This window comes from Streptomyces sp. NPDC004051 (assembly GCF_053604275.1).
The window spans coordinates 85,403-100,468 of the sequence record NZ_JBSGHG010000026.1; the positions used below are offsets into that span (position 1 = coordinate 85,403).

The window sequence follows — 15,066 nt, forward strand, 5'->3', positions numbered from 1 at the left end:
GCAGATGAGATGCAGATCGCGATCGTCCTCTTCGGCCGCTTCACCGCGCTGGACGCGGTCGGCCCGTACGAGATGCTCTGTCGACTGCCCGGCGCCGAGACGGTCTTCGTCGCGCAGCGGCCGGGCCCCGTGCGCAACGACCGCGGCGACCTCGCACTCGTCGCGGACCACGGCCTCGACGACGTGCCGGCTCCCGACGTCGTCGTGGTGCCCGGCGGTCCCGGGCAGACCGCGCAGATGGAGAACGGGACGCTCCTGGACTGGCTGCGCGCCGCCGACGCCGCCAGCACCTGGACGACCTCGGTGTGCACGGGCTCGCTGCTGCTCGCGGCGGCCGGTCTGCTCGAAGGCCGCCGGGCCACCTCGCACTGGCTGGCGCTCGACAGCCTCGCCGCGTTCGGCGCCGAACCGACCGGGGAGCGCGTCGTGACGGACGGCAAGTTCGTCACCGCGGCCGGAGTCTCCTCCGGGATCGACATGGCCCTCACCCTGGTCGGCAGGATCGCCGGTGACGCACACGCGCAGGCCGTCCAGCTCGGGACCGAGTACGACCCCCAGCCGCCCTACGACGCGGGCTCCCCCCGAAAGGCCCCCGCCGCGCTCGTCGACAAGCTCCGGGCCCGGAGCCGCTTCATCCTCCGGTAGCCCCGCCCGGCGGGCGACCCCACGCACCGTGCCTCAGCCGCGGACGCACTCCTCGATCACCGAGGCGACCTGCTCGGTCGCGGCCGAGACGCGGTGCGTGCGCCGGGCCAGCATCAGCTCCACGGACTCGGAGCCGGTGAGCGGCACGTAGGTCACGCCCTCGAGGCTCAGCCTCTGCACCGACTGCGGTACCAGGGCCACGCCGTGCCCCGCCGCGACGAGGACGACCAGGGTGGCCGTCTCGGCGATCTCGATGAGCGGGTCGGGCCGGAAACCGGCCCGCTGGCAGGCGGCCAGCACCCGGTCGTACATCGAGGACCGGGACTGCGAGGGGTGGATGACGAACGGCTCGCCGGCCAGGGCCTCCAGCGGGATGTCCGGCCGGTCCGCCAGCCGGTGGTGGGCCGGGAGCACGGCCACCAGCGGCTCGGACCGCAGCGGCGTGGTGCGGATGTCCTCCTCCGAGACCGCGCCCCGCAGGACGGCGAGGTCGAACGTGCCGGAGAGCAGGCCCTCGACGAGCCGTGGGGTGAGGACCTCCCCCCGCAGGTCCAGGGTGATGCCCGGCAGCTTCGCCCGTACGGTGCGGGCGACCCTCGGCAGGACGTCGTAGGTGGCCGTGCCGATGAAACCGACCGAGACCCGGCCCGCGTGACCGGTGGCGAGTTCCCGCAGGTGGATCCGTGCGCGCTCCTCCTCCGTGACGATGGTGCGCGCGTAGTCGGTGAGGTGACGGCCGGCCTCGGTCAGCTCGACGCGCCGGGTGGACCGGTTGAACAGGGTGACGCCCAGCTCCCGCTCCAACTGCTTGACCTGCTGGGACAGGGCCGGCTGTGCCACGTGCAGACGGGCGGCCGCACGCCCGAAGTGGCACTCCTCGGCCAGGACGAGGAAGGAACGGAGCTGACGGAGTTCCATGCTCACAGTTTATAAGCACCGCTTATGAATCCATGCGGACTAGGTCTTGGACATGATGAAAGGGGTCCTCGTACGGTGGGGGCGTGAGCGACAGTTACCTTTACGCAGCAGCGAGAACGCCTTTCGGTAAATTCTCGGGAGCCCTCGCCGAGGTCCGGCCCGACGACCTTGCCGCGGTGGCTGTCACCGGGGCCCTGGCCAAGACCCCCGCACTCGACCCGGCCGAGATCGGCGACGTCGTCTGGGGCAACGCCAACGGCGCCGGCGAGGACAACCGCAACGTCGGCAGGATGGCCGTCCTGCTCGCGGGACTGCCCACCTCGGTCCCCGCCACGACCGTCAACCGACTGTGCGGCTCCTCCCTGGACGCCGCCATCATCGCCTCCCGGGCCATCGAGACCGGTGACGTGGACATCGTGCTCACCGGCGGCGTCGAGTCGATGACCAGGGCGCCCTGGGTCCTGCCCAAGCCCTCGCGCGCGTTCCCCGCCGGGGACGTGACGGCCGTGTCCACCACGCTCGGCTGGCGGCTGGTCAACCAGCGCATGCCCAAGGAGTGGACCGTCTCCCTGGGCGAGGCGAACGAGCAGCTGGGCGACCGCTTCACCATCGCCCGCGAACGGCAGGACGAGTTCGCCGCCCGCTCCCACAACCTCGCCGACGACGCCTGGAACGCGGGCTTCTACGACGACCTGGTGGTGCCCGTCGTCACGGACCGCAAGGGCACGACCGTCACCCGGGACGAGGGGATCCGCCCCGGCTCGAGCGCCGAGAAGCTCGCCGGGCTCAAACCCGTCTTCCGCCCCGACGGCGTCATCACCGCGGGCAACGCCTCCCCGCTGAGCGACGGCGCCTCCGCGGTCCTGCTCGGCTCGGGCGAGGCCGCCGCCCGCATCGGAGCCGACCCCCTCGCCCGCATCGCCGGCCGGGGCGTGTCCGCGCTGGACCCGCAGCTGTTCGGGTACGCCCCCGTGGAGGCGGCGAACCGGGCGCTGAAGGGCGCCGGGATCACCTGGTCCGACGTCGCCGCCGTCGAACTCAACGAGGCCTTCGCCGTCCAGTCGCTGGCCTGCGTGGACGCCTGGGGTGTCGACCCGGAGATCGTCAACGCCAAGGGCGGCGCGATCGCGCTCGGCCACCCCCTGGGCGCCTCCGGAGGCAGGCTCCTGGGGACCCTGGCCCACCGGCTGAAGGAGTCGGGGCAGCGCTGGGGCGTCGCCGCCATCTGTATCGGAGTCGGCCAGGCGCTCGCCGTGGTCCTGGAGAACGTCTCGGGAGGCAACCGATGAAAACACGACTGTGCGACCACGCCGACGAGGCGGTGGCCGGGATCGAGGACGGCTCGACCGTGCTCGTCGGAGGGTTCGGCATGGCCGGCATGCCGGTCGACCTGATCGACGCCCTCATACGCCAGGGCGCCAAGGACCTCACCGTCGTGTCCAACAACGCCGGCAACGGCGACACCGGACTGGCCGCGCTGCTGGCCAAGGGGCGGGTCCGCAAGGTGATCTGCTCCTTCCCGCGCCAGGCGGACTCCTGGGTGTTCGACGAGCTCTACCGGGCGGGCCGGATCGAACTGGAGGTCGTCCCCCAGGGCAACCTCGCGGAACGGATGAGGGCGGCCGGGGCCGGCATCGGCGCCTTCTTCTGCCCCACCGGAGTCGGCACGCTCCTCACGGAGGGCAAGGAGACCCGCGAGATCGACGGCCGCACCTACGTGCTGGAGTACCCGATCAGGGGCGACGTCGCGCTGATCGGCGCCCACCGCGCCGACCGCACGGGCAACCTCGTCTACCGCAAGACCGCCCGCAACTTCGGCCCGGTCATGGCCACCGCCGCGACCACGGTGATCGCGCAGGTCCGCGAGATCGTCGAGACCGGCGAGATCGACCCCGAAACCGTCGTGACCCCCGGCATCTACGTCGACCGCGTGGTCAAGGAGGCAGCCACCGCATGAACGCGACCAGCCCAGCCGAGAACGACCGGGCCCCGCTGAACGACCGGGGCCCGCTGAGCAAGAACGAGATGGCCGCCCTCGTGGCGCGCGACATCCCCCAGGGCGCCTTCGTCAACCTGGGCATCGGGCAGCCGACCCTCGTCGCCGACCACCTGCCCGCCGACTCCGGAGTGGTCCTGCACACCGAGAACGGCATGCTCAACATGGGGCCCGCGGCGAAGGAGGGAGAGATCGACCCCGACCTGACGAACGCGGGCAAGATCCCGGTGACCGAACTGCCGGGAGCCGCCTACTTCCACCACGCCGACTCGTTCGCGATGATGCGCGGCGGCCACCTGGACATCTGCGTCATGGGCGCGTTCCAGGTCTCGGCCGCCGGCGACCTGGCTAACTGGCACACGGGGGCGCCCGACGCCATCCCCGCCGTCGGCGGGGCCATGGACCTGGCGATCGGCGCCAAGAAGGTCTACGTGATGATGACGCTCTTCACGAAGACCGGCGCCGCCAAACTGGTGCCCGAGTGCACCTACCCGCTCACCGGGCTGCGCTGCGTCGACCGCGTCTACACGGACCAGGCGGTGTTCGACGTCACCCCCCAGGGCCTCAGGGTCATCCAGACCTTCGGCACCACCCTGGACGAACTCGCCGACCGCCTCGACGTCCCCCTGCTCCCCGCCGAGGCCTGACCCCCCGGGCCGACGGCCCGCCCGACCAGGCCCCGACGGCCTGCCCGCGCACCGCGGGCAGGCCGTCGCACGCTTGCGCGCTCCGGGAAGAACTTCAGCGGCCGCCCCGGGCACGGCGGGGCCGGTATGACCAGGGCCGTGCCCCGGCCACCGCGAGGGCTGCCGATCCGCCGGTCCGCCGATCCGCCGGTCCGCCGAGGAGTACGGCCTGCTCACCCGCCCCGGTCCGGGCGGGACCGGGGCGGGCGAGCCGTGCGCGCTCCGGAGGCTCCGAACGACCTCGTCGTTTCCGCCTCGCCGGCGACCGGGCTACGGTCGCAGCGCCTGAGGCGACGGGGCTCGTTCCAGCTTCGCCAGGTGGGTGTCCACCACCCGGACTGCCCAGTCCGTGTCCTCGTCCTCGCCCTGTCGGATCATGTGCAGAGCAAGTCCGTCCACCAGCGCGTGCAGACGCTCCGTCTCGACCCGGACCTCCTCCGGGGCCACGCCCCGTACGCGCACCACCCGTTCGCACAGGTCCCTGATGGCCCGGTGCGCCCTGTGGTGCGTCGCGCGCAGGTCGTCGTCCGTCATCGCGGCCGTGCCGAGGACCACGGTGATCTCCATCTCCAGGCGCCGTGACTCATCCAGGGGCAGCAGTTCCAGCAGTACCGCCCGTGCCCAGTCGTCACCCGGCGCGATGGCGGCGACCCGGTCGGCCAAGCGCTCGACCACCATGTCGTACGCCCTGATCCGCAAGCTGGCCTGGGTCGGGAAGCTGTAGCGCAGCGAGCTCGGCGGCAGCCCCGCCTCGGCAGCGACCTTGCGCACCGACAGCGCCGGGATGCCGTCACGCACCAGAACTCTCCACGCCGCTTCCGCGATCCGGCGGTTGCGTTCATCGGTGTCGATCACACGAGGCATGACACCATTGTCGCACGACTGTACGACTACGTGTTACCGTCGTTTTGGTACAGTCGTACGAACGCGTGGAGAGGAACGTGCACATGGCCTGGACCGTCTTGATCGCCTCCGCTGTGCTGGAGGCCGTCTGGGCCACCGCCCTGGGGATGTCCCAGGGATTCCGGCGGCTCGCGCCGACCGCCGTCTTCGCCCTCGCCATGACGCTGAGCATGGTGGGCCTGGCCTACGCGATGACCTCGCTGCCCACCGGCACCGCCTACGCGGTGTGGGTCGGCATCGGCGCCGTCCTGACCGTCGTGGTCGCCGCCGCGCGGGGCCAGGAGAGGCTGACCCCCCTCCGCGCGGCCCTGCTGGCCGGCCTGATCGGCTGCGTCGTCGGACTGAAGGCGGTGAGCTGAATGCCCTGGGTGATTCTCTTCGTCAGCGCGGTGCTGGAGGCCGTCTGGGCCACCGCGCTCGGCGCCAGCGACGGTTTGTCCGAGCCCGTCGCGAGCGTGGTGTTCTTCGTCGCGGTGGTCCTGAGCATGGTCGGCTTGGCGCGCGCCGCGAAGCACATCCCCATCGGCGTCGCCTACGCCGTGTGGACCGGCACCGGCGCCGCACTCACCGTCACCTGGGCCATGGCCACCGGCACCGAGGAGGCGAGCGTGCTCAAAGTGCTGTTCCTGGCCGGCGTCATCGGATGCATCGCCGGACTCAGGCTGTCCAAGCCGGGCCCGACCGGGAACGGCCCGGCTCCCCGCAGTCCGGAAGACCGACCCGACACCGCCGCGGCACCGAAGCCGACCCCTTGAGATCCATCCCGGCCACACCGGGGCGCACGGCTACCGCAGCGCGTCAGAGCTCTGTGCTCAGCTCCTGAACGGCGGTGACGCGTCGATCGCTCGAGTGCACCACCGTTTGCTGACACCCCCGAGCCGGTCGGCCGGCTCGGAAGGTTCTCGGCCAGGGCCTTGGTGCGGTCGGGCGGTGCCGGCCGCCGCTCGATGCCGATCGTCGGGTCGCCGCCGATCCAGCCCTGGCGCTGCCACCAGCCGATCGCCTTGCGCGCGATGGACAGTTCGCGGTTGACGGTGTCGGCGTCCATCTCGTCCGCCCGCGCCGCCGCCAGTTCGGCCAGCACCTCCGGAAGCGCCGGGTCGTCGATCGCGGCGACAGGGAACTGGGGCGGCTTCGCGCCCCGGCGGGCGGGCCCCGTCGGCGCAGGCTCGCCGGCGAGCATCCCCCCACGTCGTCAGCGAGATCCGGTAGATCCGCGCCGAGGACTTCGCGATGCCCGCGCCGGTGAGGTACCGCTCGACCGCCGCGGTGTACGACGACGGCGGGGCGGACAGCGGCACCACCCGGGCGCGCGGCAGGCGGAGCGCGCCTCCGCTCCCGAGTTCGGTCACCGGTTCGATCGCCACGTCCGTCCCGCCCTTCAGGAACTGCCGCAGTAAATCCGGCATTTACTGCGGTAGTTCTTCCGGTCTCCGCTGGGCGGCTGCGGTGAGCTGGGCGGCCAGATTCTTGAGCGCCTGCCGTAGTTCGTCGGGATGGTGGATGGTGAAGGGCCACTCCAGGGAGGCGAGCATGTGGGCCATGCCGTCCAGCCGTTCTGCCCGTGCGTGCATGAGGACGCCGGTGGGCCGGGCGGTGAGGGTCGCCGCTGAGCGGGGCAGCCGGCGGGCGATCTCATCGAGGGGGCCATGGATCGTCACCTCGACCTGCCAGTGGTAGGGCCCCTGAGCGAGGGTCGAGGTCAGGTGGGCCACGGGGTCGAAGCCGTCGGGTGTGGTGAAGCTGTCGGCTCGGGGGGTGACGGAGGCGATGCGGTCGATGCGGAAGGTCCGCAGGCTGTCGCGGAGGTGGTCGTGGCCGACGACGTACCAGCGGCCGGTGTGGAAGACCACGCCGTACGGGTCGATGTCGCGTTCGGTGTGTTCCCGGCGCCAGGACCGGTGGCTGATGCCGACGGTCGTGTGGGCGCGGGAGGCCTGGGCCAGTGCCAGCAGAACGCCGGTTCCGGGCGCCTGCCCGATCACGGCGTCGGCGGTGAAGGACAGGGTCTCCCGCATGGCGGCGAGCGGTTCGCGCAGGGCGTGCGGGAGCACCCGCTCGATCTTGGCCAAGGCACCGGCACTGGCCGGCGCGGCAGTGCCCATGCCCAGACGTTCTGCCGCGAGCAGGCCGAGAACGACGGCGAGGGCCTCGTCATTGGTGAGGACCAGAGGTGGCATGCGGTAGCCGCGGGCCAGTCGGTAGCCGCCGTAGCGGCCGCGTTCGGCCTCCACGGGGATGCCCAGGTCGCGAAGGTGGGCCGTGTAGCGGCGCACGGTGCGGACGTCGGTGTCCAGGCGGTCTGCCAGCTCCGCCCCGGTGAGCCGGACGTGGGACTGGAGGAGCTCCAGCAGGGTCAGCACGCGGGTGAGGGGATGCGACATGGATCACTCGGCATTTCAGGGCGGATTCTGTCCTGTATCGACCTTACGCTCCCCGCAGCACCTACTTCTGGGAGATCACATGGCCACCTTCGTACTCGTTCCCGGTGCCTGGCTCGGGGCGTGGGCCTGGGAAGACACCGCCCGCGCTCTGCGCGAGCGCGGCCACGCGGCGCTGCCGCTGTCACTGACGGGCCTGGCCGAGCACGCGGACCAGGGCGGACCCGAGACGGACCTGGACACGCACATCGCGGACATCACCGGCTTCGTCGAGCGGAACGATCTGCGCGACGTCACGCTGGTCGCCCACAGCTATGCGGCTGCTCCGGTGACCGGGGCAGCCGGACGTCTCGACGACCGGCTGGAGCGCGTGGTCCATGTGGACAGCGCCCCCTTCGCCGCGGGCATGTGCATGCTGGACCTCATGCCACCGCGGGCGGCGGACCAGCTGCGTCACCAGGTCTCCGCTTCCGGTGACGGGTGGCGGCTGCCGATGCCGCCGTTCGAGGTCCTGGGCTTGTCCAGCAGCCTCGACGGGCTCGATGAGGGCCGGCGGGACGCTCTGCGCTCGCGTGCCACCCCCCAGCCGTTCGGCACCTACGCCCAGCGTCTTACCGGCCCGGCCGAGCCCGGTCCCGGTGTGGACCGTGTCCTGGTCGCGTGTCATGACTTCACGGGGCTGCTGGATGCCGGGGTGCCGATGCTGGCCTACCTGAACCAGCCGCCGTGGCGGCGCTTCGACCTGCCCACCGGGCACTGGCCGATGCTGTCCGCGCCCACCGAACTCGCCGACATCCTCGACAAGGCCGTCTCCTGACCGCCTGCCTGACCTGCGGGACGCCTGGCACGGCATGGCCCTGAACCCGGCGTGACCGGAGACATCACCGAAGTTGAGCCAGGACCTGAGAAACGACAGCGCCCCAGCGCGCCCCGCCGTCGCAGGGCCTCACCTCGGGAAGCCGCGATGAAGCCCCAAGTGGCTCCGCGTAGTGTTCCGGCTCCGTGGCATCCGGCTACGGAGCCTTTGCGCAAACCCGTTGGCGGACCATGGCGACCGTTGCTGATCTCCCGGAGGCCGTGCGAGAGAACGAGGAGGTGGTACCCGGGAACGCAGTATCGACATGGGTGCTCCCCTCCGGGGTCGTGGTCGGGCGACAGGTCGTCCGGGAGCGCCGTTCCAGCGCACCCCCGAAAGATACGACCATGCAGTTCACTTCCGAGCAGCGCCTCGACGACGACGTCCTCGAACGCGAATTCACCCTGGGTGAGATGCCCGGCACCCTGTGGACGCCCGGATCCGAACCGGCCCCGCTGATCCTGAGGGCCCACGACAACGGCCTGCCCAAGGCGGAACCCCGGCTGGTGGCCCGGGCCCGGTACACCGCGGCGCGCGGTTACGCGGTGGCCACCATCGACGCCGCCGAGTGCGGTGACCGGCCCCGTTCCGCCGCCGACGAGCAGGCCCGTGCCGACCTCCGCCGGGCGATGCAGGCCGGCGAGCCGGTCGACGAGATCTTCGAGTCCTTCATCGGCCCGCCGGCGTTCTGGGGTTTCAGCGTTGGCGCCGGGTGAGAAGCCAATCGGGGGCGCTGTACGCGTCCCTGCGGTGCTTGTGGGCGGGGCGGGCCGTGTCCCTCGGCGGGGTGGGGGAGTTGGGCGGACCGACCGATGGGCGACGGAGATGAACGGGCTGTGAGCGAACTGGTGCGGGAGCCGGAAGCGACGGCCGAGTAAGGAGAGCCGGGGCCGTCCCCGGAGCCCGGGACAGGCATTTTGAGGGTGTTCGGACGGCAGTTGAAACGGTTCCGGCTGCGGGTGAGGCTCGACCGGGCGGCGAATCGTCGGAAATCCGGGCGACGGCCACCGGCCCGGCTGACACTCTGGCGCACATGACCACGTCACCGACCGCGAGACGACGACTTGCCGCGCTGCACAGCCATGCGGCCGTGCACCGTGAGGACTTCACCGGCCAGAACCTTGCTTCCACTCGCACGTCACGGCTGTGGTTCACCCGCTGCCTGTTCATCGGGGCAGATCTGCGCCACGCCACCCTGGACGGGTGCTGGTTCAAGTTCTGCGACCTCAGGGGCGCAGACCTGCGCGGGGCCTCACTGCGCGAGGTCAGCCTGGCCGGATGCGATCTACGGGGTGCCGACCTGCGCGACACCGATCTGACCGGCGCCGGAATCGGAAGCGTGAACACCGGTATGCCCCCGCTCGGGCTGACCGACGTCACCGGGGCCCGGTTCGAGGGAGCGACCCTACGCAACGTTCGAACGGAAGGCGTCATCGGCTGGCCACCCGAGCACGACGGGAACGAGTAGGGCCTACCGGGCGGTGCGCCGATCCCCACCCCGACCGGGCCGAGGTCGAGCACCAGCCCGCGCCGACCGAGGCACCCGGCGACGCCACGCGAGATCACGCTCTACGGCCGGAGTACTGAGCCGCGAGGACCTGGTCGAAGCCCACCGGCACGGTCAGTTCGGCGGGGATCTCATCGGTCGGTTTGCCGGAGACGGCCCGTGGTTTCGGCAGATGTCTCGCCCTCCGTCGGCGCCCGTGAGGGGGACAGGCTGTCGGCGCAGTCGTACGGGGGTACGTCCTCTGCCTCAGGTGCGGCGGGACCACAGGATCAGGGCCGTGCCCCCGGCGACCGCGAGGACCGCCGCACCGCCGAGGAGCGCGGCCTGCTCACCCGCGCCGGTCCGGGCGAGAGCGGTGCGCGAGTCGTGCGCGGCCCGCAGGATCAGGTCGGTGACCTCGCCCGGGTCGGCCTCCAGTACGGCGTGCGGGGCGTCGACCTCGACGGTGGTCGAACCCGCCCGCTTCGCCATGAACCGCAGGTTCTCGGTACCGATGGTGCGGTCGTCGGTGGCCACGAGGAACCAGGAGGGGATCGTCCTCCACGCGACCGCGGTGGTCGGTTCGCTGCCGGTGGCGAGGGCCGCCGGCCGCTGCGAGGCGGCGAGAGCCCTGGCCCGGCTGGCCTCGAGCCGGTCGCTCAGGAAGACCTCGCTGAACTTGTCCGGCTTGAGGTAGAGGTCGACGTCGGTGGGGCCGTCGCCGAACGGCACGGCGTCCAGGGCGGTGGGGACGGGCGCCTCGGGGTCGTCCGTCACGCGGCTGCCGGGGTACTTGGCCGCCAGTTGCAGGGTGCTCTCGCCCTTGTCCGGGGCGAATCCGGCGATGTGGACGAGGGACGTGACGTTCGGGTTGCCCGCCGTCGCGTCGGTGATGACGGCGCCGCCGTAGGAGTGGGCGGCGAGGACGACGGGGCCCTTGATCGTCTTGAGCCGGGCGGCGAGGTACTCGGAGTCGTCGGAGAGGCCGCGCAGCGGGTTCGCGGTGGCGACCACCGGATAGCCCTGGGCCTGGAGGCTCCGGACGACCTCGTTCCAGCCCGAGGCGTCCGCCCAGGCGCCGTGCACCAGCACGATGGTCGGCTTGGCGCCCGCAGGTGGTCCGGCGCCACCGCCGCTCCGGGAGGCCAGGGCCGGGCCGGCGGCTGCCAGGGCCGCGGCGGGGAGGAGGACGGCCAGGTGGAGTGCCCGCCGGGCGGCGCGTCGTATGTGCTTCATGACCACTCTTTCGCCGAGGGAAACGACTGCACGGCGACACTGCGTTCCACCGGTCGGCACGGCACCGCGAACTGGCCCGGTCGAGTGAGGGCCGCCGTCGATGCCTCGGTCCGAGAGGCCCTCGGAGCACCCGGATGTCCACCTAATGAGACATATTTCTCAAACGGGTACGTTTGTAGGGCGCCCCGGCGTTCCGTCGGGAGCCGTAGGAAATGCGAGGAAAGGAAACACGTATGTCTCACCCCCTGCTGGTGGACCCGGCCTGGCTGCACGAGCGCCTCGGGGACCCCGCGATCCGGATCCTCGACGCGACCACCTTCCTCACCCAGCCCGAGGGCGACGGCTACTACGACGTCGAGTCGGGCCGCCAGGCGTACGAGAAGGCCCACATACCCGGCGCCGTCTTCGCCGACCTGCTGAACGACCTCGCCGACCCCGACGCGGACACCACGTTCACCGCGCTCGACAGCGAGACGTTCGCCGCCCGGCTCGGCGCTCTCGGCGTCGGCCCCGGCACGCACGTGGTCGTCTACGACCAGGGCCCGAACATCTGGGCCACCCGACTGTGGTGGAACCTGCGCTACGAGGGCTTCGACGACGTCTCGGTGCTGAACGGCGGCCTCCCCGCCTGGATCCGGGCGGGCCACGAGGTCAAGAGCGGCGTGGAGTCCAACGGGCCCGCCGTGTTCACCGCGAACCGCCGTCCCGAGCTGTACGCCGACAAGGACGCCGTGCTCGCCGCGATCGAGGACCCCGGCACCCGGCTGGTGAACTCCCTCGACCGGCCGACCTTCGCCGGCACCCGCCAGACCTATGCCCGCCCGGGCCGCATCCCCTCCAGCACGAACGTTCCGTTCCCCGAACTCGCCGAATCCGACGGCCGCTTCCGCGGTCCGGACGAGGTCCGCGGGCTCTTCGAGGAGGCCGGTGCCCTGGACGAGTCCAAGAAGGTCATCACGTACTGCGGCAGCGGCATCGCCGCCACCGGTCTGGCCTTCCATCTGGCCCTCCTCGGCCGTCCCGACGTAGCGATCTACGACGGCTCCCTCACCGAGTGGGCCGCCGACCCGGCCCTGCCCCTCGAAGTCGACTGACGGCCCCGGCACCCCCGGACCCCCGGGCCTGCGCTGTCCGGGGGCCTGCCGGACCCTCTGGCCCTCGGGTGCTCATCACAGATCCACCAACGGCCCCACCGCCCGCGACCGCCGCCGTATCCTGCCCGGACCGCGCCACCACAGCCGCCGACCGGGAGTCCCCGCGTGACCGAACCGACCACCCCGCCCGCCCCGTCCGTCCCGTCCGCCTCGGACAAGAAGCCCTTCCTGTACGTCGTCGTCTGCGCGAGCGGGATCGCCGGTGAGGTCGGCACGCTGATCACCGCCGCGCGGCAACGGGGTTGGGACATCGGGGTCGTGGCCACCCCGCAGGCACTGGGCTTCCTCGACGTGGAAGCGATCGAGGCGCAGACCGGCTATCCGATCCGCTCCGCCTGGCGCAGGCCCGGCGAGGCCCGCCCCCTTCCTCCCGCGGACGCGATCGCCGTGGCCCCGGCCACGTTCAACACGGTCAACAAGTGGGCCGCCGGCATCTCCGACACCCTGGCCCTGGGCATCCTGTGCGAGGCGTACGGCACGGGCGTCCCCATCGCCGTCCTGCCGTACCTCAACGCGGCCCAGGCCGCCCACCCGGCCTACCGGCAGAGCCTGGAACGGCTGACCGGGATGGGCGTCCTGATCGGCCGCTCGTACGAACCGCACCGACCGAAGGCCGGGGGAGGCACCGACGGATTCCGCTGGACGGAGGCACTGGACCTCCTGGAACCCAGGGCGCCCGCGTAGCGTCCCGCGAACCGGCCGACCTTGCCGTCGGCCCCGGACGGCGGCCTCGAACAGCGACTTCGGGGGACGAGGCCGGCGAGCGTCGCGTCCGGGCAGGCGGTGATGTGCCGGTGGAACGACGGTCGGCTTCCGCGGCTGGTGTGCAACGGCTCGTTGTGCGGCCGTTCTCTGGGATGATCGTGCGATGCGGCGAGGGGAGTGCGGGGTGGAACAGCCGTTGAGCATCGCGGTGGCGCAGCCGAGGTGCACGGCTTGCGACGTGACGGCCAACGCGGTGGCTCACGCGGAGGCCGTCCGGGCGGTGGGCGCGCGGGTGGTGGTCTTCCCCGAGATGTCGTTGACGGGATACGAGCTGGACGCGGCGCCGGTCTCCCCGGACGACGAACGACTGGCTCCGATCGTCGCCGCGTGCGCCGATACCGGAACGCTCGCCCTGGTCGGCGCGCCCGTGCCCGGTCCGCACATCGGCATCCTGGCTGTGGACGGAGACGGTGCGCGCGTGGCCTACGGGAAGGTCCACCTGCACGGCAGCGAGGCCGTCGGCTTCGTGCCGGGGAGGCCCGCCGTGATCGAAGTGGACGGGTGGCGGCTGGGGCTCGGCATCTGCCGTGACACGGGTGTTCCCGAACATGCCGAGAGGACGGCAGCGCTGGGCATCGACGGGTATGTGGCCGGGGTCGTCCACGCCGACCACGAGGCCGAGGTCCACGGCGAGCGCGCCCGCAGGATCGCGGCCGACCAAGGGGTGTGGGTCGCCATGGCGGCCTTCGCGGGGCCGACCGGTGGCGGTTTCGACCGCACGTCCGGCCGCTCGGGCATCTGGTCCGCCGACGGGGAACCGGTTGCGGAAGCGAGCTCTGCCCCCGACGGGTTCGCGCGGGCGGTCTTCGTCAGGTGAGTCCGAGTCGGAGCGTGGGCCTCGGCGACCGGCGGACAGCGGCATTGAAGGCTCGTGACCCCCGGGATGCCGCCGAGGCCGCCGAGGGGCCGGTCGAGCACCGCGCGTCCCGTTGTCCCGGACGGCACCGACCGGCCCTCGAGGTGGACCTGGTCGTCTGCGACCCACCGACCGGCGTGAGCGAGCAGCGTCGGTACGGCACCGCCTTCCGGTCCCTGTAGCTTCACCGGGTTGGTGAGGCGTCGGCTGGGCGGGCTATGTTCTCGGCATGATCGACGCGGAAGTCGCCTCGCTCCTGGCCGGATGTTCCCGCTGCCCGTACCCCGGGGCGTGGCAGGCCTCCCCTTTCGCGGAACGCACGGTCGGAGGCGCGCGGTACGCCCTGGTCGCGGTCGACCCAGGGCTGAGCGCGTTCGCTCTGCGGCGTGATGACGGCTCGCTGTGGTGCCTGCCGGAAGGCGGTGCTCCCCGACTGGTGAACTCCGACATCGAGGCGTTCGTCGCCTTCAACCGCGCTTATGAGCAGGCCGCTGCTGAGGCCGCTGCATACGAGGGGCCCGGTGACGGTCCGGGCGACGACGAGGCCGTGGACCTGGCCGAGCAGGCCGCCGACGCGCTCACCGAAGCGCTGCTGGAACGATTCGAGATGCTCGACGCCGAGGCCGTTGCCGACGAGAACTCCTTCTGGCACATCGGGGCTGAGGAACTGGGCTACGGCATGAGTGTGTGACCACGCGGAACGTCGAGCGGACTGCTCGAGCCACACTGCCGAGGGGGCGTCCGTCCCGGCGGATGCCCTTCTCGCCGCGGATGCGGGCGCGTTCCTCGCGTTGGACGGCCAGGATGTCGGGGTGGCGGGCGTGATCCTTGCGGCGGCGGTTGACGCCCCACAGCCGGTCGTCACCGACGGAGTGGCAGCCGTGGAAGCAGGTGACGCCGTGGGTGCGGTGGTAGGTCGCCGGGAGCCGGTCGGGCATGCACTGCTTCGCCCGGCAGGAGCCGGCGGTGGACGGATGCCGAGCGGCCCGAACTCGTCGAAGGCGAAGACCCGGTCCGGGAAGCATTCCAGCACCTGCTCGATGCGATCCAGCTTGGCGTCGCGGTCCGGGCCGGGGACTCCTTCCAGGGCTTAGACGTCGTTTCTTATGGCGTGATCGTTCGTTGGACCGTGCATGACGGATCTCGTTGAGCGGCTGGTACCGGATGAGTTGTGGGTGCTGTTC

Annotated in this window: 16 protein-coding genes and 2 pseudogenes; 13 read left to right on the forward strand and 5 right to left on the reverse strand. The window is 71.7% G+C overall.

Features of this window, described 5'->3' with window-relative positions; genetic code table 11:
• Positions 1–9 precede the first annotated feature (9 nt).
• Complete coding sequence (locus ACWEQO_RS24330) at positions 10–645, forward strand: DJ-1/PfpI family protein (RefSeq protein ID WP_452985220.1); 636 nt, start codon at positions 10–12, stop codon at positions 643–645.
• A 33-nt stretch (positions 646–678) separates the two neighbouring features.
• On the opposite strand, the gene ACWEQO_RS24335 is transcribed toward ACWEQO_RS24330, so the two are convergent.
• On the reverse strand, positions 679–1,563 hold the full coding sequence (locus ACWEQO_RS24335) for a LysR family transcriptional regulator (RefSeq protein WP_452985221.1): 885 nt from the start codon (positions 1,561–1,563) through the stop codon (positions 679–681).
• A gap of 83 nt (positions 1,564–1,646) precedes the next feature.
• On the opposite strand from ACWEQO_RS24335, the gene ACWEQO_RS24340 reads away from it, so the two are divergent.
• Genes ACWEQO_RS24340 through ACWEQO_RS24350 form a run of 3 tightly spaced genes read left to right on the forward strand, consistent with a single transcriptional unit; the run spans position 1,647 to position 4,206 of the window.
• Positions 1,647–2,852 carry a thiolase family protein gene (locus ACWEQO_RS24340; protein WP_452985222.1) on the forward strand — a complete coding sequence of 402 codons (1,206 nt, stop codon included), beginning with the start codon at positions 1,647–1,649 and terminating at the stop codon, positions 2,850–2,852.
• Entirely contained in the window at positions 2,849–3,520 is a 672-nt protein-coding gene (locus ACWEQO_RS24345; protein WP_452985223.1) for a 3-oxoacid CoA-transferase subunit A, read from the forward strand. Before ACWEQO_RS24340 ends, ACWEQO_RS24345 begins: the two co-directional genes overlap by 4 nt.
• Positions 3,517–4,206, forward strand: a complete 690-nt coding sequence (locus ACWEQO_RS24350) for a 3-oxoacid CoA-transferase subunit B (RefSeq protein ID WP_452985224.1) — start codon at positions 3,517–3,519, stop codon at positions 4,204–4,206. The genes ACWEQO_RS24345 and ACWEQO_RS24350 overlap by 4 nt, the downstream gene beginning before the upstream one ends.
• Before the next feature lie 309 nt (positions 4,207–4,515).
• Here ACWEQO_RS24350 and ACWEQO_RS24355 read toward each other — a convergent pair whose 3' ends face one another.
• A complete protein-coding gene (locus ACWEQO_RS24355; RefSeq protein ID WP_361453436.1) occupies positions 4,516–5,109 on the reverse strand; it encodes a TetR/AcrR family transcriptional regulator in 594 nt (197 codons plus the stop codon).
• An 83-nt stretch (positions 5,110–5,192) separates the two neighbouring features.
• Here ACWEQO_RS24355 and ACWEQO_RS24360 point away from each other — a divergent pair, with 83 nt between their 5' ends.
• Positions 5,193–5,507, forward strand: a complete 315-nt coding sequence (locus ACWEQO_RS24360) for a DMT family transporter (RefSeq protein ID WP_361453439.1) — start codon at positions 5,193–5,195, stop codon at positions 5,505–5,507.
• The gene (locus ACWEQO_RS24365; protein ID WP_452985225.1) at positions 5,508–5,903 is read left to right on the forward strand and encodes a DMT family transporter; all 396 of its coding nucleotides are present in this window, start codon (positions 5,508–5,510) and stop codon (positions 5,901–5,903) included. It abuts the gene before it with no gap.
• Positions 5,904–6,557: 654 nt separating this feature from the next.
• On the opposite strand, the gene ACWEQO_RS24370 is transcribed toward ACWEQO_RS24365, so the two are convergent.
• Positions 6,558–7,532: a helix-turn-helix transcriptional regulator gene (locus ACWEQO_RS24370; RefSeq protein ID WP_452985226.1), complete on the reverse strand. Its 975-nt coding sequence runs from the start codon at positions 7,530–7,532 to the stop codon at positions 6,558–6,560.
• 79 nt (positions 7,533–7,611) lie between these two features.
• Between ACWEQO_RS24370 and ACWEQO_RS24375 the strand changes: the two genes are divergently transcribed.
• The 3 genes and pseudogenes from ACWEQO_RS24375 (at position 7,612) to ACWEQO_RS24385 (ending at position 9,853) form a co-directional block, all read left to right on the forward strand.
• Complete coding sequence (locus ACWEQO_RS24375; protein ID WP_452985227.1) at positions 7,612–8,346, forward strand: alpha/beta fold hydrolase; 735 nt, start codon at positions 7,612–7,614, stop codon at positions 8,344–8,346.
• A 386-nt stretch (positions 8,347–8,732) separates the two neighbouring features.
• Positions 8,733–9,065, forward strand: a pseudogene (locus ACWEQO_RS24380) (alpha/beta hydrolase); the annotation flags it as partial.
• A 353-nt stretch (positions 9,066–9,418) separates the two neighbouring features.
• Positions 9,419–9,853, forward strand: coding sequence for a pentapeptide repeat-containing protein (locus ACWEQO_RS24385; RefSeq protein ID WP_452985228.1), 435 nt, complete (start codon positions 9,419–9,421; stop codon positions 9,851–9,853).
• Between the two features lie 285 nt (positions 9,854–10,138).
• Here the strand turns inward: ACWEQO_RS24385 and ACWEQO_RS24390 are convergent, their stop codons facing one another.
• Positions 10,139–11,107 (reverse strand): alpha/beta fold hydrolase, encoded by a 969-nt coding sequence (locus tag ACWEQO_RS24390; RefSeq protein WP_452985229.1) that lies wholly within the window; start codon positions 11,105–11,107, stop codon positions 10,139–10,141.
• Positions 11,108–11,340: 233 nt separating this feature from the next.
• On the opposite strand from ACWEQO_RS24390, the gene ACWEQO_RS24395 reads away from it, so the two are divergent.
• The 4 genes from ACWEQO_RS24395 (at position 11,341) to ACWEQO_RS24410 (ending at position 14,573) form a co-directional block, all read left to right on the forward strand.
• The gene (locus ACWEQO_RS24395; RefSeq protein WP_452985230.1) at positions 11,341–12,201 is read left to right on the forward strand and encodes a sulfurtransferase; all 861 of its coding nucleotides are present in this window, start codon (positions 11,341–11,343) and stop codon (positions 12,199–12,201) included.
• 165 nt (positions 12,202–12,366) lie between these two features.
• Positions 12,367–12,945, forward strand: coding sequence for a flavoprotein (locus ACWEQO_RS24400; protein ID WP_361453463.1), 579 nt, complete (start codon positions 12,367–12,369; stop codon positions 12,943–12,945).
• A 184-nt stretch (positions 12,946–13,129) separates the two neighbouring features.
• A complete protein-coding gene (locus tag ACWEQO_RS24405; protein WP_361453466.1) occupies positions 13,130–13,843 on the forward strand; it encodes a carbon-nitrogen hydrolase family protein in 714 nt (237 codons plus the stop codon).
• Positions 13,844–14,111: 268 nt separating this feature from the next.
• Positions 14,112–14,573 carry an SUKH-4 family immunity protein gene (locus tag ACWEQO_RS24410; protein ID WP_452985231.1) on the forward strand — a complete coding sequence of 154 codons (462 nt, stop codon included), beginning with the start codon at positions 14,112–14,114 and terminating at the stop codon, positions 14,571–14,573.
• Here the strand turns inward: ACWEQO_RS24410 and ACWEQO_RS24415 are convergent.
• Positions 14,461–14,977, reverse strand: a pseudogene (locus ACWEQO_RS24415) (hypothetical protein); the annotation flags it as partial. The gene ACWEQO_RS24410 and the pseudogene ACWEQO_RS24415 sit on opposite strands and share 113 nt — an antisense overlap.
• Positions 14,978–15,066: the final 89 nt, after the last annotated feature.

Coding starts and splice junctions, on each gene's coding strand:
- ACWEQO_RS24330 (WP_452985220.1), top strand. CDS start 10: ATGCAGATCGCGATCGTCCTCTTCGGCCGCTTCACCGCGCTGGACGCG.
- ACWEQO_RS24335 (WP_452985221.1), bottom strand. CDS start 1,563: ATGGAACTCCGTCAGCTCCGTTCCTTCCTCGTCCTGGCCGAGGAGTGC.
- ACWEQO_RS24345 (WP_452985223.1), top strand. CDS start 2,849: ATGAAAACACGACTGTGCGACCACGCCGACGAGGCGGTGGCCGGGATC.
- ACWEQO_RS24350 (WP_452985224.1), top strand. CDS start 3,517: ATGAACGCGACCAGCCCAGCCGAGAACGACCGGGCCCCGCTGAACGAC.
- ACWEQO_RS24355 (WP_361453436.1), bottom strand. CDS start 5,109: ATGCCTCGTGTGATCGACACCGATGAACGCAACCGCCGGATCGCGGAA.
- ACWEQO_RS24360 (WP_361453439.1), top strand. CDS start 5,193: ATGGCCTGGACCGTCTTGATCGCCTCCGCTGTGCTGGAGGCCGTCTGG.
- ACWEQO_RS24365 (WP_452985225.1), top strand. CDS start 5,508: ATGCCCTGGGTGATTCTCTTCGTCAGCGCGGTGCTGGAGGCCGTCTGG.
- ACWEQO_RS24370 (WP_452985226.1), bottom strand. CDS start 7,532: ATGTCGCATCCCCTCACCCGCGTGCTGACCCTGCTGGAGCTCCTCCAG.
- ACWEQO_RS24375 (WP_452985227.1), top strand. CDS start 7,612: ATGGCCACCTTCGTACTCGTTCCCGGTGCCTGGCTCGGGGCGTGGGCC.
- ACWEQO_RS24385 (WP_452985228.1), top strand. CDS start 9,419: ATGACCACGTCACCGACCGCGAGACGACGACTTGCCGCGCTGCACAGC.
- ACWEQO_RS24390 (WP_452985229.1), bottom strand. CDS start 11,107: ATGAAGCACATACGACGCGCCGCCCGGCGGGCACTCCACCTGGCCGTC.
- ACWEQO_RS24395 (WP_452985230.1), top strand. CDS start 11,341: ATGTCTCACCCCCTGCTGGTGGACCCGGCCTGGCTGCACGAGCGCCTC.
- ACWEQO_RS24405 (WP_361453466.1), top strand. CDS start 13,130: ATGCGGCGAGGGGAGTGCGGGGTGGAACAGCCGTTGAGCATCGCGGTG.
- ACWEQO_RS24410 (WP_452985231.1), top strand. CDS start 14,112: ATGATCGACGCGGAAGTCGCCTCGCTCCTGGCCGGATGTTCCCGCTGC.